This is a genomic window from Corallococcus sp. CA041A (genome assembly GCF_003612075.1).
GTDB lineage: Bacteria > Myxococcota > Myxococcia > Myxococcales > Myxococcaceae > Corallococcus > Corallococcus exiguus.
Genome location: NZ_RAWF01000255.1, coordinates 1 through 14,362, shown reverse-complemented (window position 1 = coordinate 14,362; position 14,362 = coordinate 1). Strand labels below are relative to the sequence as shown.

At 69.7% G+C, this 14,362-nt stretch carries 18 protein-coding genes; 11 read left to right on the top strand and 7 right to left on the bottom strand.

Translation table 11 applies throughout. The features are described from left to right. Window positions 1–178 precede the first annotated feature (178 nt). The 3 genes from D7V77_RS33370 to D7V77_RS33360 are packed head-to-tail and all read left to right on the top strand — an operon-like array spanning window position 179 to window position 2,087. Entirely contained in the window at window positions 179–1,123 is a 945-nt protein-coding gene (locus D7V77_RS33370; protein WP_120580320.1) for a hypothetical protein, read from the top strand. 32 nt (window positions 1,124–1,155) lie between these two features. Then, window positions 1,156–1,584, top strand: a complete 429-nt coding sequence (locus tag D7V77_RS33365; RefSeq protein WP_120580319.1) for a hypothetical protein — start codon at window positions 1,156–1,158, stop codon at window positions 1,582–1,584. Next, entirely contained in the window at window positions 1,581–2,087 is a 507-nt protein-coding gene (locus D7V77_RS33360; RefSeq protein WP_233597390.1) for a hypothetical protein, read from the top strand. The genes D7V77_RS33365 and D7V77_RS33360 overlap by 4 nt, the downstream gene beginning before the upstream one ends. A gap of 64 nt (window positions 2,088–2,151) precedes the next feature. Here D7V77_RS33360 and D7V77_RS33355 read toward each other — a convergent pair whose 3' ends face one another. From D7V77_RS33355 to D7V77_RS33345, 3 genes are read right to left on the bottom strand one after another with little or no spacing between them, the layout of a single operon-like run. Beyond that, window positions 2,152–3,348, bottom strand: coding sequence for a class I SAM-dependent rRNA methyltransferase (locus tag D7V77_RS33355; RefSeq protein ID WP_120580318.1), 1,197 nt, complete (start codon window positions 3,346–3,348; stop codon window positions 2,152–2,154). Beyond that, the gene (locus D7V77_RS33350; RefSeq protein ID WP_233597389.1) at window positions 3,345–4,160 is read right to left on the bottom strand and encodes an HAD-IIB family hydrolase; all 816 of its coding nucleotides are present in this window, start codon (window positions 4,158–4,160) and stop codon (window positions 3,345–3,347) included. Before D7V77_RS33350 ends, D7V77_RS33355 begins: the two co-directional genes overlap by 4 nt. 20 nt (window positions 4,161–4,180) lie before the next feature. Next, window positions 4,181–5,323 carry a hypothetical protein gene (locus D7V77_RS33345; protein WP_120580316.1) on the bottom strand — a complete coding sequence of 381 codons (1,143 nt, stop codon included), beginning with the start codon at window positions 5,321–5,323 and terminating at the stop codon, window positions 4,181–4,183. Between the two features lie 88 nt (window positions 5,324–5,411). On the opposite strand from D7V77_RS33345, the gene D7V77_RS33340 reads away from it, so the two are divergent. The 4 genes from D7V77_RS33340 to D7V77_RS33325 all read left to right on the top strand — a co-directional run bounded on the left by D7V77_RS33340 (window position 5,412) and on the right by D7V77_RS33325 (window position 7,872). Beyond that, on the top strand, window positions 5,412–6,353 hold the full coding sequence (locus D7V77_RS33340; protein WP_120580315.1) for a magnesium transporter CorA family protein: 942 nt from the start codon (window positions 5,412–5,414) through the stop codon (window positions 6,351–6,353). Between the two features lie 35 nt (window positions 6,354–6,388). Then, on the top strand, window positions 6,389–7,174 hold the full coding sequence (locus D7V77_RS33335; RefSeq protein ID WP_120580314.1) for an alpha/beta fold hydrolase: 786 nt from the start codon (window positions 6,389–6,391) through the stop codon (window positions 7,172–7,174). Between the two features lie 38 nt (window positions 7,175–7,212). After that, the gene (locus tag D7V77_RS33330; RefSeq protein WP_120580313.1) at window positions 7,213–7,482 is read left to right on the top strand and encodes a peroxidase; all 270 of its coding nucleotides are present in this window, start codon (window positions 7,213–7,215) and stop codon (window positions 7,480–7,482) included. Between the two features lie 72 nt (window positions 7,483–7,554). Next, window positions 7,555–7,872 (top strand): carboxymuconolactone decarboxylase family protein, encoded by a 318-nt coding sequence (locus D7V77_RS33325; RefSeq protein ID WP_120580312.1) that lies wholly within the window; start codon window positions 7,555–7,557, stop codon window positions 7,870–7,872. A gap of 3 nt (window positions 7,873–7,875) precedes the next feature. Here the strand turns inward: D7V77_RS33325 and D7V77_RS33320 are convergent, their stop codons facing one another. From D7V77_RS33320 to D7V77_RS33305, 4 genes are all read right to left on the bottom strand, one after another. Beyond that, entirely contained in the window at window positions 7,876–8,256 is a 381-nt protein-coding gene (locus D7V77_RS33320) for a hypothetical protein (protein ID WP_120580311.1), read from the bottom strand. A 36-nt stretch (window positions 8,257–8,292) separates the two neighbouring features. Continuing rightward, window positions 8,293–9,300: a dipeptidase gene (locus tag D7V77_RS33315; protein ID WP_120580310.1), complete on the bottom strand. Its 1,008-nt coding sequence runs from the start codon at window positions 9,298–9,300 to the stop codon at window positions 8,293–8,295. A gap of 64 nt (window positions 9,301–9,364) precedes the next feature. Further along, window positions 9,365–10,498 carry a serine/threonine-protein kinase gene (locus tag D7V77_RS33310; RefSeq protein ID WP_120580309.1) on the bottom strand — a complete coding sequence of 378 codons (1,134 nt, stop codon included), beginning with the start codon at window positions 10,496–10,498 and terminating at the stop codon, window positions 9,365–9,367. Window positions 10,499–10,716: 218 nt separating this feature from the next. Further along, window positions 10,717–11,301 carry a hypothetical protein gene (locus tag D7V77_RS33305; protein ID WP_233597387.1) on the bottom strand — a complete coding sequence of 195 codons (585 nt, stop codon included), beginning with the start codon at window positions 11,299–11,301 and terminating at the stop codon, window positions 10,717–10,719. Window positions 11,302–11,637: 336 nt separating this feature from the next. On the opposite strand from D7V77_RS33305, the gene thiS reads away from it, so the two are divergent. The 4 genes from thiS to D7V77_RS33285 are packed head-to-tail and all read left to right on the top strand — an operon-like array spanning window position 11,638 to window position 14,336. Beyond that, on the top strand, window positions 11,638–11,841 hold the full coding sequence (gene thiS / locus D7V77_RS33300) for a sulfur carrier protein ThiS (RefSeq protein WP_120530083.1): 204 nt from the start codon (window positions 11,638–11,640) through the stop codon (window positions 11,839–11,841). A 26-nt stretch (window positions 11,842–11,867) separates the two neighbouring features. Next, window positions 11,868–12,653, top strand: a complete 786-nt coding sequence (locus tag D7V77_RS33295; protein ID WP_120552339.1) for a thiazole synthase — start codon at window positions 11,868–11,870, stop codon at window positions 12,651–12,653. A 2-nt stretch (window positions 12,654–12,655) separates the two neighbouring features. Continuing rightward, window positions 12,656–13,270: a thiamine phosphate synthase gene (locus D7V77_RS33290; RefSeq protein WP_120580307.1), complete on the top strand. Its 615-nt coding sequence runs from the start codon at window positions 12,656–12,658 to the stop codon at window positions 13,268–13,270. 22 nt (window positions 13,271–13,292) lie between these two features. Then, window positions 13,293–14,336 (top strand): hypothetical protein, encoded by a 1,044-nt coding sequence (locus tag D7V77_RS33285; protein ID WP_120580306.1) that lies wholly within the window; start codon window positions 13,293–13,295, stop codon window positions 14,334–14,336. Window positions 14,337–14,362: the final 26 nt, after the last annotated feature.

Below are 14,362 nucleotides of genomic sequence, written 5' to 3'. Positions count from 1 at the left end.
GTCCGCGCCCGGGCCGGATTCCTGTCCCCGCCCCCCTCCCGGACTTCCCGTGCCGCAGCGCGTTGCACACATTCCGTGACCTGCTCGCAACTTTTCGGCGCTTCGGGTGAGAATGGATCAACGCAGCAAGCTTTCCCTTCCCCCTTCAAAAATCCGCACACCGCAGGAGCCTCAAGCCATGGGAACCATCGGGCGCACCTCCAACAACACCATCGCGCGCACCACCACGACCACGGGGACCGGCGCGGCCGCCCCGGCCAAGACGGCGACCCCGGTCACGGCGAAGCCGGCCAACACCGTGAAGGACGGCTTCGACACCAAGTCGTCGAGCGGCGCGGTGCGCACCGCGGCCCCCACGGGCGTGTTCACGGCTCCGGCCGGCGCGAAGGACAAGGCCTACGACGGCAAGATCATGGGCAAGGGCGGGCAGGCCTTCGACGCCAGCACCCCGCTGAGCCAGATCCCCGCCTACGAGCCCAAGGGCGGCGTGAAGCAGCCCGGCACCATCATCTACGTGAACGGGATGATGACGGACAAGGCTGGCCAGGAGACCACGATGCAGGCCATCGCGGACAAGACGGGCCAGAAGACCATCGGTATCCACAACTCCACCGAGGGCTTCTTCAAGGACCTGGGCCAGTGCATCACGGACAAGATGGACAAGGGCAAGAACCCGGCCGTGGATACGCTGGCGGACTCGCTCTACACGGAGCTGAAGGCCGGCCGTGACGTGCACCTGATGGCGCACAGCCAGGGTGGCCTCATCACCAGCCGCGCGCTGAGCGACGTGGCCAAGCGGCTGCGCATCGAAGACGGGCTGTCCCCCGCGCAGGTGCAGGAGAAGCTGGGCAAGGTCTCCGTGGAGACCTTCGGCGCCGCGGCGGCGACCTACCCGGACGGCCCCAAGTACGTCCACTACGTCAACGACAAGGACCCCGTGCCGGGCCTCTTCGGTCTGGGCACCAGCGGCAAGGGCCCCCTGGATCTGATCAAGCACGCGGGCAAGGACGCGAAGATCCACTACTTCTCCGAGAAGAGCATCTTCTCCGGCGCGCACAACATCAACGACACGTACCTCAACCAGCGCGTCCCGTTCGACCAGGCCCGCACCGGCAATTTCTGAGGTAGGGAACGGCGTGTGATATGACTGCACGTATGACGCTCGAAGAAGCCCAGCGACTGGTGCAGTCATTCATCCGGGGCCACGGAGGCGATGCGCAGGCCTCCGGGCTGAACGCGAAGGGATTTGGCGGCGCCGCGCTTGGCGACGCGCAGGTCTACTTCGAACACGTGAAGGACTCGGGGGCGCTGAAGTGCAGCGCCCTCATCTACCGCTTCCGCGACGCGCCCCGGCCGGGCGTCATCGACGGGTTCCGTGACGAAGAGAAGAAGGGCACGGACACCGGCGGCGGCAAGGTGGACTACGAGACCGAGAACAAGTCCCTCTTCCTGAGCCGCACGTACGGCGTGGTGCCGTCGGAGCAGCAGTTCAAGGAAGACGTGGACCGGCTCGTGGAAGCCAGCCTCGTGTGGGGCGACGAAGTGTTCAACCGCGTCGCGGATCGCGTCATCCCCGCGAAGTGATCAGCTCTTTCTCCAGCAAGGTGCAGTGGCTGCTGTCCTCCATGGGCCTGGCGCGTCCCGCGCCGCCCGCGGGGGGCCCGATGACGCGCGACGCGGCCCGGCAGCTGGTGAAGTGGTACCTCCAGTCCCAGGGCGCCGGCGTCACCGAGGGCCTCAACGAGCAGGGGCTGGGCGGCATGATGAGCGGCGAAGGCCAGTACGCCTTCGAGCACGTCGAGTCCCCGCCAGCGCTCAAGTGCAGCGCCCTCATCTACCGGTTCCGTGAAGCGCCCAAGCCCGGCATCATCGAGGGCTTCCGGCAGCAGCAGGAAGAGGGCACGGACACCGGCGGCGGCAACGTCGACTTCGAGCCGGACACCGGCAACCTGTTCCTGACCCGCACCTACGAAGTCATGCCGGACGGCCGCGAGTTCACCCGCGACCTGGACCGGCTGGGCAAGGCCAGCATCGTCTGGGGCAAGGACGTGCTGGACCGCGTGGCCCACAAGGTCTTCGGCACCTGAGCGTTCCCGAGCACCACGGGAGGCGCGCCTCATGTCAGGCGCGCCCCGGGGCCGGGCAAAGCCGCTACACCGACTGCATCACGTAGAACTTCAGGTACTTCCCTTCCGGGAACTGCAGGCGCACGGGGTGGTCCGGCGGCTGGTAGCGCTCTTCCACCAGCGCCAGGTCCACGCCAGCCTTGAAGCCCGCCTCGCGCACGGCGCCCATGAACAGGTCCCCCGTCACGCGCGCGGAGCACGACGCCGTGGCCAGCAGACCGCCGGGACGCAAGAGCGCCAGGGCCTGCCGGTTGAGGGACGCGTAGCCGTCCACGGCGGCCTCCACCGCGCGCTGGCTCTTCGCGAAGGCGGGCGGGTCCAGGATGATGAGGTCGAACGTGCGGCCCTCCTCCTTGAACGACTGGATGAGGTCGAACGCGTCCGCCGCCAGGAAGTCGTGCTTCGCCGCCGGTAGCCCGTTGCGCGTGAAGTTCTCCCGCGCCAGGGCGATGGCCTCCGGGTCCTGATCCACGGAGAAGACGCTGTTGGCCCCGCCCAGCGCCGCGTTCACGGAGAAGCCGCCGCTGAAGCTGAAGCAGTTGAGCACGTCCCTCCCCTGCCCCAGCCGGCGGATGAGGTAGCGGTTCTCACGCTGATCCAGGAAGAAGCCCGTCTTCTGCCCCTTCCACGCGTCCACCAGGAAGATGGCGCCGCGCTCGCGGATGGGGATGAGCTCCGGGGCCTCCTCGCCCCACAGCATCTTCCCGCTGCCGCGCCCGTCGTCCTCCTCCACGTCGTCGCGCCCCACCTCGTCACGGCCGAGGATGCCCTTGAGGCCTGGGACGCCCGCCTTCAGCGCCTCCACGATGAGGGGGCGGTAGGGGGTGAGGCCCGCGGAGTAGAGCTTCATCACCGCCCAGCCCGCGTACAGGTCCACCACCACGCCGGGCAGGCCGTCGCCTTCGCCATGGATGAGGCGGTAGCTGTCCGTGTCCTTCAGGTCGATGAGCGCCGTGCGCGCGGCCAGGGCCCGCTGCACGCGCTGGGTGATGAAGCGCGAGTCCACCGTCTCTCTCGCGTCCCGCGTGAGCACGCGCACCGCGATGGCCGAGTGCGGGTCGTAGTACCCGCGCGCGACGAACTTCCCGTTCTCCGTCAGGTCCACCACGCTGCCGGCCGGAATCCGCGGCATGTGCTCCAGGGCCTTGCGGAACACCCACGGGTGCCCCGCACGCAGGTGACGCCCCAGGCCTCGGGCCAGCTCCAGCTTCACGACATTCACGTTGAAACTCCTCGACTGCGGGCCGGCCGGCGGCGGGAGAGGAGGGCACGCGCCAGCTCCTCGAAGCCCCGCCCCTCGGGCGCCCGGGTGATGAAGGCCGGCGGCGCGTCGATGCGATCCAGCACCGCGCGCACGTTGGCCACGCCCACGCCCAGCTTGAACGCCTGGAACATCGGAGCGTCGTTGAAAGAATCCCCCGCGTAGACGTACCGGCCGTCCGCGGGGTCCAGCTTCTCGCCCCACGCTACCTTGGCGAAGCGGCGCGACGCGGAGAGTTTGTCGAAGCGGCCCAGCCAGCAGTTGACGTGCACCGACGAGCGCACCGCCGACACGCCCCGGGCCCGCAGCAGCGACTCGATGCGGGAGGCCCCATCATCGCCCAGCCGGGCTTCCTCGTTGTAGTCCACCGCCAGGTCCACTTCCGTGTAGCGGCTGTCCACGGACAGCCGCGCGCCGGGCACCTGGGCGAGCACGCGCTCGACCTCCTTCTCCAGGCGCTGGCGGTTCGCCACGCGCTGGGCGGGCGGCTCCAGGTACACCTTGCGCAGCTTCCCCTTGGCGTCCTTGAGGAAGAACAGCCCGCCGTTCTCCACGACGACGCCGTCCACGGGGAGCTGGCGGGCCCACGCCTCACCCCACCCCGCTGGACGGCCGCTCACCAGCACCACGCGCAGGCCGGACGCGGACAGCTGCTCCAGGGACCGCACCGTCTGGCTGCGCAGCTTGTGGCCCGTCGTCAGCGTGCCATCCACGTCGGTGAAGACGCCCTGCACACCGGACAGGTCCGCCTGCCGCAGGGGGCGCGGTTCCACGGCCTTCACACTCACTGTCTTCACATCACGTCCAGTTGCGCGAGCTGGGACTGGAAGGACTCGATGGTGGAGAGCAGCTCCGGGCCCGTGAGCGTGGCGAGCTTCAGCTTGCGCGCCTTGCGCAGGAACGCGTCCATGGTGGGGTCCCGGCCGTAGAGCGACTGGGCGCTGGCCGCGGCCTCCGCCAGGGCCTTGGCGGACGCGACCGGATCCTTCGTGGACTGGGCCAGCGCGCGCTCCAGGCGCACGCCGCACGCGGCCCACACCTCGCGGTCGTGGAGGATGAGCAGTTGGCGCTGGTTCACCGCGGACAGGCTCCGCACCAGTTCCTCCAGCCCTTCCGTCACCGTCAGCAGCCGTCCCGGCTCGGGGGCGGATTCGAGCGCGAGCGCGCCAATCTCCGCGCGGGCCTCCACGATGTGGCGCTTGTCCTGTGCGCGCAGGTTCCGGTACGCGGCGGTGCGGCCGAAGGCGTCCAGCTCCGTCTGGAGCTGCTGCGCGTTCCACAGCACCTCCTCCGGCTTGGCGTCGCGCACCTTGTTGAGCCGCGCCGTGACGATGCGCGACAGGTCGGACGTGATGGCGCGCACCGTGACGGCCGCCTTCACCTCCGCCTCGTAGCCGGGCACCACCTGGGCGCGAGACACCTCGCCGAAGGTGCTCGCGGACTCGAAGACGAGCTGGCTCATCTGTTCGCGGTAGTCAGACCGGAAGCGTTGGATTTCCGCCAACAGCTGCCAGCGGTCGCTCACCACGGACGGGTTGCGCATGGCCTCGCCCAGCTGGGTGATGCTCTGGGCCAGACTGGCCATGCCCTCCTGGAGGATGGCGGGCACGTCCGCGGGGCCCTTGCGGGGCGCGGCCGGCTGCGGCGTACCGGGGAACTGCTCCCGGATGACGTTGAGCAGCGCGTTGACGTCCATCACCGTGTCGCGGATGACGGGCGCCATCTCCTCCCACAGCGACAGGTCGGGGCTGGCGTCGACGACGGGCGTCTCGTACTTCACCAGGTCCAGGTCACTCAGCCGGGAGATGGCCTGGGCCGCGGCGAGATACACCGCTCTCAGCCGCGCGGAGAAGGCGCGGTCGGGCAGCGACTGGAGGATTTGTTCGAGCCTCGGGGTCAGGGAGGCCGGCGGTGGATTCTCGGCGGCAGCGGACACGTTGCCCCCACTCTACCGCTCGACATCGCGTCCGGGGAGTTCTAGCAAGCGTCCCGGGCCCGAGGGCTGGGCCGGGGAGTCCACGGAAATGATCCAGGTCTGTCTGTGGGAGGACGGCAGGGCTGTCTCGGGGGGTGAGGAACTGCTCGATCGGCCGGGGCCCAAGTGGATCGACGTCCTGGAGCCGAACGCGGAGGTGCTGGGCCGACTGGCCGAGCGCTTCCAGCTACACCGGCTGGCCGTGGAGGACTGCCTGCACCTGGACCAGCGGCCCAAGCTGGAGGAATATCCGCACCACCAGTTCATCGTGATGCAGGGCTTCAGCTGCGGTTCGGACGTCACGGAGCTCACGCTGCACGAGCACCACTTCTTCCTCGCGCAGGACTGGCTCATCAGCGTGCACGAGCTGCGCCTGCCCAGCCATGACGCCGTCCTACGGCGCGTGAAGGACGACCCCGCGGGCACGCTGGGCCGGGGCGTGGACGTCATCCTCTACATGCTCGCGGACGCGCTCGTGGACGCGCAGTTCCCCATCATGGACGAATTCGGCGACCGGCTGGATGACCTGGAGGACGCCATCTTCGCCGAGCCGGATCCGGAGCACCTGCAGCGCATCTTCCAGCTCAAGCGCGCGCTGGTGACGCTGCGCCGCGTGCTGTCTCCGCAGCGCGACGTGGTGGGCATGCTGTCGCGCCGGGGAATCCCGCAGATTCAAGAGAAGACGACGCTGTACTTCCGCGACGTCTACGACCACCTGATACGGCTGTACGAGCAGATCGACGCCAGCCGTGACGTGGTGGGCAACGTGATGGACGGCTACCTGTCCGTGGTGGCCCAACGCACCAATGACATCAGCAAGCAGCTCACCATCTTCGCCACCCTCTTCCTGCCCCTGTCCTTCATCGTGGGGTTCTTCGGGCAGAACTTCGAACAGTTGACGGGAACGGGCTGGTACGTCGCCATGTGGGTGACCATGGTGGGCTTCCCCCTGGGGCTCGTCGGCTGGTTCAAGTACAAGAAGTGGATCTGACGCCGCCCCCTGCGACGGGCCGCGAGGAGGCACGCATGCTGACGGTCGCCGTGGATGGGATTCCGCTGCACTACCGGGACGAGGGCCAGGGGTTGCCGGTGCTGCTCATGCACGCCTTCCCGTTGGATGGCTCCGCGTTCGACCGGCAGGTGGCCGCGCTGTCCGGACGCTACCGCTTCCTCGTGCCGGACCTGCGCGGCTTCGGGCAGAGCCGGCTGGGTGAAGGCCCCACGGAGATGCGCAAGCTGGCGCAGGACGCGCTCGCGCTGCTGGACGCGTTGAACATCGACACGGCGGTGGTGGGCGGCGTGTCCATGGGTGGCTACGCTGCCCTGGCGCTCTTGCGCGAGGACCCGGGCCGGGTGCGCGGACTGGTGCTTTCGGACACGCAGTGCACCGCGGACGAAGCCGCCGGGAAGGACAAGCGCGAGGCCACCGCGCAGCAGGCGCTGAAGGAAGGCACGGCGTCCGTCGTCCAGGGGCTGGTGCCCAAGCTGGTCCACGCGGGGCCGGACTCACCGGTGGGCCGCGAGGTGACGAAGCTGGGGCTGTCCGTGTCGCCGGAGTCCATCGCCGCCGCGCAGCGGGGCATGGCGCTGCGGTTGGACAGCAAGGATCTGCTCGCGCGCTACGCGGGGCCCGCGCTGGTCGTGGTGGGCGAGCACGACACCGTGACGCCGCTGGCGAAGGCGAAGCAGATGGCGGACCTGGTGCAGGGCGCGCGGCTGGAGGTCATCCCCGGCGCGGCGCACCTGCCCAACCAGGAACAGCCGGAGGCCTTCAACTCGGTGCTGGACAGCTTCCTCACGTCGCTGGCCTGATGGGCGGCATCCCCGTCCTTTCGCCAGGGAAGTGCGCGATGATGAAGTCCCCCGCTCCGGAAAACATGTACCTGCCCGACGTCGAGTCGCACGAGTCCGACGGGCACTACGGGAAGATGATCGCCATGGCGCGGGCCGGGGGCATGACGCCGCCGGGCATCTGGCACCTGTTCGCGTTCAAGCCGCGCATGACGGACGCGCTGTCCGCCTTCACCCACGAGGTGATGCGCGGCCCGTCCCCGCTGTCGGCCGGGCTGCGGGAGCTCATCGCCGCGTATACGTCGCGGCGCAACGCCTGCGTATTTTGAACGGGTTCTCACGCCGCGGTCGCGGCGGAATTACTGGGCAGCAAGGAGCACGTCCAGGCGGTACTGGACGATATGAAGACGGCCCCCATTCCGGAGGCCGAGAAGGCGTTGTTCGCCTTCGTGGACCAACTCAACGACGCGCCCGGAGACGTGCGCCGCGAGGACGTGGAGCGATTGAAGGCGGCCGGCTGGTCGGACGAGGCCGTGTACGACGCGGTCTCCGTCTGCGCCCTCTTCAACTTCTACAACCGGTGGATTGACGGCACCGGCGTCCAGGGCCTCTCACCGGCCATGTACGAACGGTCCGGGAAGCGCATGGCCGCGGGCGGCTACCTGCCCGCGCCACCTCCCGGTTTCCCCCCCAGGTCCGGAGGGGAACCGGAGCGCTGAGGCTCACGGCTGGCAGACGACCTGCGAGTCCTGCACGGCGCACGACGAGCAATCCGCCGTCTTCACCAGCACGCCCTGCTGGCACGTGAGGATCGCGGCGCCGTTGGGGCTGCACACGCCCTTGCCCTCCGCGTTCGTGGCGCACCCGTCGTTCTCCTGGTTGAGGGACGTGTCGCACCGCACGCTGTCCGCCAGCTCCCGGCAGCCCAGCGGCCCCCGGCACGCGAGCGGGCGCCAGGTGCCGTTGCGGCACTCCAGGGCCTGCGCGTCCTCCTGGCACACGTAGTCGCCGCCGTCACACGAGTCGCCCGAACCCGGCCCGCCACAACCGGAAAGAAGGAAGAAACCGACGAGAGACAAGAGCGCAAGGGGAAGACGGTTCATGGGTGCCGGCGACTCTTTTCGACAGGTTTTTCGCTGTCAACCGCCGCCGAGCGTCTCGCGAAAGTAACGCCGGAAGTTGCCACCCATCACACGTTCCACCCACGACTCCGGGTGTCGTTTGAGCAGGGCTTCCGTGAGTCGCGGCAAATCCGTCACATCCCGCATGCCCCGGGGCAGCGCCACCATGCCGTCGTAGTCGCTGCCCACGCCCACGCCCTCCTCCCCCATCACGTCCACGGCGTGCTCCACGTGGCGGACCACGTCGTCCCACGTGTCGCCGCCCAGGTACACCGGCGCCAGGATGATGCCCACCACACCGCCGCGCTGGGCAATGGTGCGCAGGGCCGCGTCGGACAGGTTGCGCCAGCCGCCGCCCGCCGCGCGCACGCCCGTGTGCGAACAGAAGTAGCGCACCGTGGGGTGCGCGAAGAGGTCCGTGAGCGTCTGCTCGGAGGCGTGCGCCACGTCCACGCTCATTCCCAGGCGGGCCATCTCCTCCATCACCTGGTTTCCCAGCGGCGTCAGCCCCCGGTTGCCCATCATGGGAAAGGACGAACCGCCCAGGTCGTTGTTGGACAGGTGCGTGAGCCCCATGAAGCGCACCCCGAGCCGGTGCAGCTCCGCGATCCGCTCCACCTGGCCTTCAATCGCGTGGCCGCCCTCCACGCCCAGCACCGCGGATAGCCGCCCGTGCGCGAGGTTGTCCTCCAGCGCCGCCCCCGTGGTGGCGACACGCACGGTGTCCCCTGAGCGGGCGCAGAAGGAGTCCAACTTTTCAATCTGCCAGAGCGCGCGAGTCCACTCGCTGCCGCGCGCCTCGCGGGGCCACTTGCGCCACGCGGCGAACAGCGGGAAGCCGCCAATGAACGGGAAGCCCCGGGTCACCAGCGTGAAGCACTGCAGCTTCACCCCCGCCTCGCGCAGGCGGGGGAAGTCCACGTGCCCCTCTGTCGACCGCTCGCACAGGTCGCGGTTCCACATCAGCGAATCCGCGTGTCCGTCCGCGATGCACCACTGGCGATGCAGCTCCTTCACGTCACCCATGCCAGCAGTCTTCGCCACGCCCTCCCGCGATGACAAGCGCCCCGGGACATCCCCCCGTCACACGTCACGTCCAGTCCGCGCCTTCGTCATCGCAGCCGTCCCAGAGGTCATCCTCCAGAGGAAGCCCCGCTTCCGCCGCTCCCGCCGGGCCCACGAGCGCGTCCGTGCGAACCTCCGACACCTCGCGCAGCGCTTCCGGGGGACCATAGGGCCGTCCCTCCGCGTTCAGCAGGCCCCGGAGCGCATCCCGCAGCTCCGCGCCCGTCTGGAAGCGCAGGTCGCGGTCGCGATGGAGCACCCGCTGGAGCACGGCCCGCATTCCCGGCGAAAGCCCCCGCGTGGCCTGCTCCACGTGCGCCGGTGTCAGGCATGCCATGCGCGCGGCCATCAGCGGCGCGGGGAGCCAGCTGGGTGTCTCCGCGCACAGCCCGCGCGTTCCAGGCACGGGCTGGGCCTGCTGCGCGGCGCGCTCCACGTCGTCCAGGTCCAGCAGGTGCAGCCCGGTGAGCAGCTCCAGCAGCACCATCCCCAGGGAGAACAGGTCCGCGCGGCCATCCAGCGGCAGGCCCTCCAGCGCCTCTGGCGAGGCATAGGCCACGTCCCCGCGCACGAGCCCCGGCTCCGTCACCACGCGCCCGGGCAGCCGCGACCACGCGAGCGCGAAGTCCGACAGCCGCACCCGCCCGTGCACGTCCACGCGCAGGGAACGGGGGCTGATGTCGCGGTGGACCACGCCCACGGGCAGGCCGCGCGAGTCCTCCAACGCATGGGCGTGATGGAGCGCGTCCGCCACCTCCGCGCCCACGTACGCGGCGAACGCCTCCGAGAAGGGCCGCCGCCGCAGCGCCGCGAAGCTGGACAGCGTCTCCAGGCACGGCCCGTCCACGTACTCCGTCACCAGATGGGGCGCGCCGTCGTGCACCCGCACCAGGTACACCGGCGCGATGGCCGGGTGGGACAGCCGCATGAGCAGCTTCACCTCTTCCCGCAGCCGCGCCCGCGCCACGTCATCCGTCACGTCGCGCAGGCGCTTGATGAGCACCAGTCCGCCCGGCGTGCGCGCGTAGTGCCGGCGGGCGAGCAGCAGCTCCCCTCCGGCGCGCGACCCCAGGTAGCGCACCAGCTCATAGGACGTGGCCCCGGTGGTGAAGAGGATGAACGGCCGGGACGCGGAGGACGCGGGGGGATGGGTGGCCATCGTGGGTGACGCTCCTGACGAAGAGGCGCTTCCCGGGGGTGGGAAGGCATGAGGAACTCCTCACGCCCGCGTCCTACCACCCGGGTCAGACATCCCCATCCGACCCCACCGGGCATCTCCCGACTAAAAAGGAAACGGCCCCCACCGCGAGGGTGGGAGCCGCCGCCTTCAAGTATTTTCCCCAGTCCGGAAAGACAGAGGCGCGTGAGGCGCGGGGATTACTTGTCCAGCTTCTTCACCGCCGCCACCAGGGTGACGTCGCGGGCGACCATGTCCTTGCCGTCCATCACGTAGGAGGCGCGCACCTGCGAGCCTTCCTTGATGTCGTCCAGCTTCACCGCGCGGCTGCCATTGTCCATCAGCGCGGTCCGGTCATTGGTCTTGATCTTCAGTTCCTTGTTGGTGCTGTCCACCAGCGTCAGCGTGTCACCGGACTTGGCGATCACGCGGCCGTTGACGGTGGTCGCCGCCGCGGCGCTGGTGGTGCCGGCCATGCCGGAGCCGCCCTCGGCCAGGTCCTCATTCCGGTTGGCCTGGGCCTCGGCCAGGTCCTGCTCCTCGTCGCGGACGTCCTCGTTGGCGCTGGCGATCTTGTCGTTCGCGTCCTGACGGGCCTCCGCGATGTCCTCGTTGGCGTCATGCTGCGCCGACGCCATCTCCTGGTTCTCGTCCTGACGCGCCTCCGCCGTCTCCTGCGCCGCTTCCTGACGGGCCTCGGCGACATCCTCGCGCTGCGCCTGGACGTCATCCTTCTTGCAGCCGGTGACCATCGTCAGACCCGCGACCGCCGTAACCGCAATCATGAGCTTCCGCATGTGTGACCGCCCCCTGTGAGTGTGTTCTTGAGTGCCGGTGATTTGTTCCCCGGCGTTGGGCAGAAACTGGTCGCTCCCCCCGTACCTGCACAGCGCTTGGCAACGCATGGAGCCATGAGCAGGGGCGGCCCGCGCACGAGGAAGGCCCTGGCCGCTCGCCTGCTGGGGAAGCGGAACAAAACGCATTCGAGCGCGAAAAATCCGTTCCAGTGCGCTGAAGCAGGCCTTTTGCGTGGGGGAGGCTGTGCGTTGACAGGGCAGAACCGCCCTTGTACTGGCACCGGCGGGTCCCGACCGACGGGGACCGGAAGGAGCCGTGAGGCCGTGAACGTGTGGGTCAACGGAGAAGCGCGGACGCTGCCAGAGGGCAGCACCCTTTCGTCCCTGCTGGCGCTGTTGGAGCTGGGCAGCGGCCCGGGGGTGGCGGTGGAGGTGAACGCGGAGGTGGTGCGCCGCGCCCGTCACCCCGAGCACCGGCTCCAGGACGGGGACCGGGTGGAGATCGTCACCTTCGTGGGTGGCGGGTGAGTGAAGGCCCTGGAGAGGAGACGGTCATGAGCGGTATCGCGGACAAGCCTTTCACGCTGGCGGGGGTGACGTTCACCTCGCGGCTCATCGTCGGGACGGGGAAGTACCCCAGCCACGAGGTGATGAAGCAGTGCCACGAAGCGTCGGGCGCGGAGCTCGTCACGGTGGCGGTGCGGCGGTTGGACCTGAAGGCGACGGGCGAGGCGTCGCTGATGAACTGGATCGACCGCAACAAGATGCGCCTCTTGCCCAACACGGCGCTCTGCTACACGGCGGAGGACGCGGTGCGCACGTGCCGGCTGGCGGAAGAGCTGGGCATGAGCAAGTGGGTGAAGCTGGAAGTGCTTGGCGACGAGAAGACGCTCTACCCGGACGTCGAGGAGACGGTGAAGGCCGCTCGCATCCTGGTGAAGGAAGGCTTCACGGTGCTGCCGTACACCAGCGACGACCCCATCACCGCGCGCAAGCTGGAGGACGCGGGCTGCGCGGCGGTGATGCCGCTGGCGGCGCCCATCGGTAGCGGGCTGGGCATCCGCAACCCGCACAACCTGCGGCTCATCCGCGAGGTGGTGAAGGTACCGGTCATCGTGGACGCGGGCGTGGGCACGGCGTCCGACGCGGCCATCGCGATGGAGCTGGGCGTGGACGCGCTGCTCATGAACACCGCCATCGCGGGCGCGAAGGATCCGGTGCGCATGGCCGTGGCCATGAAAAAGGCGGTGGAGGCCGGCCGCGACGCGTTCCTCGCGGGCCGCATCCCGCGCAAGGCGTACGGCTCCGCGTCCAGCCCCATCGAAGGGCTCGTGGAGTAGCGGTGCCCGTCCTGCCCCGCCTCGTGGTCATCACGGACTGGCGGCTGCCCCAGGCGCGATTGCTCACCGCGCTGGAGCGGGCGCTGGAGGCGGGGCCGGACGTCGCAGTGCAGCACCGTCACCCGGAGGCCTCCGGGCGACTGTTCCTGGAGGAGGCGCGGCTCCTGGCGGACGTGTGCAGGGGCCGGGCGCTGTTCGTGAACGGGCGGCTGGATGTCGCGCTGCTCGTGGGCGCGCACCTGCATCTGCCCGCTTCTGGCCCTTCTCCCCGCGACGTGCGCCCGTTCCTGCCCGCGGACCGGTGGGTGAGCGTGGCGGTGCATGACGCACGCGAGGCGGGTGCCGCGGTGGGCGCGGACCTGGCGCTGGTGAGCCCCGTGTTCGCTCCGGGGTCCAAGCCGGGGGACACGCGCGACACGCTGGGGCTTCACGGATTCAAGGGGCTCGCGGAGCGGTTGCCCTGCCCTGCCCTGGCGTTGGGGGGGATGACGCCGGAGCGGGCCCGGGAGGTGCCGGGGGCCTGGGGCGTCGCGGTCATCTCCGCCGTGCTGGAGGCGGAGGATCCGCGCGCGGCGGCCCGGGCGTTGCTGGACGCATGCCGGCCCCCGCGCGATTGAGGCGGCGCTATGCTGCGCGGCCGTGACGCCATCCCCGACCTCCGTTGAGCTGCGCCCGCTCGCCATCGGAGAAATCATCGACCGCGCGGCGACGTTCTGGCGCGCTCACCTGAAGCCCCTGTTCGTGCTGGTCCTGGGGTTCGACCTGCTCAACTACATCGCGGTCAAGGCGTTCACCGTCGCGATGACGCGCACGGTGGGCGTGTTGCCCGGGCTGGGTGGGGCTCCCTCGGGCACGGACCCCACGCAGGCACTGACCCAGTCAGGCATCGTGATGGGGCTGATGCTCGTGCTGTACGTGTTCCTCGTGTGGAACTTCTGGGTGGCCACGACGGCGGCGGCCCGGTACGTGATTCCCGCGAGGCTGGGTGAACCGGTGCGTCCCTCGGAAGGTCTGCGGCGGGCCGTGTCGCGCCTGGGCACGCTGACCGCGACCTACCTGCTGTCCATCGCGTGGGCCGCGGGGGTGACGCTCCTGCTGTGCCTGCCCGGCTCGCTCGTCATGGGGATGGGCGTGGTCGCGGCCGTCACCGGCAAGGGCACTGGCGGCGGAACGGTGCTCAGCATCGCGTTGATCATCATCGGCGCCATCGTGCTGGGCCTGGGCGCGTTGGCGGCGGTGCTCTGGTACTTCCTGCGCTTCATGCTCCTGCCCCCCGTGTTGGCCATGGAGGACGTGGGCGCATGGGCGGCCTTCAAGCGCTCCGGGGCCCTGCTGAAGGGCAATGTCGAGCCGGGCTTCATGGGCCGGGGCACGGTGCGGGCCATGGTGCTGTCCACGGTGGTGGGCGGCATCCTCATCGCGGTGAGCCTGGTGTCGGGGCTGCCCGCGTGGATCGTCCGGCTCGCCTACGGTGGCAACCTGTTGGACCCGGCGGCGCAGGCGGCCATTCCGCAGGCGCTGCTCGTCCCCGCGGAGCTGTTGCAGGTGGTGGGGCAGTCCTTCTTCACGCCGCTGAGCTTCGTGGTGTCCGCGTTCTTCTACGTGGACATGCGCGTGCGCCGCGAGGGCCTGGACCTGGAGCGGCGCATCGCGACCGCGGAGCCGGCGACGCCGTCCCCCTGACAACCCGTGCCCGCCCTGCCCCTGCT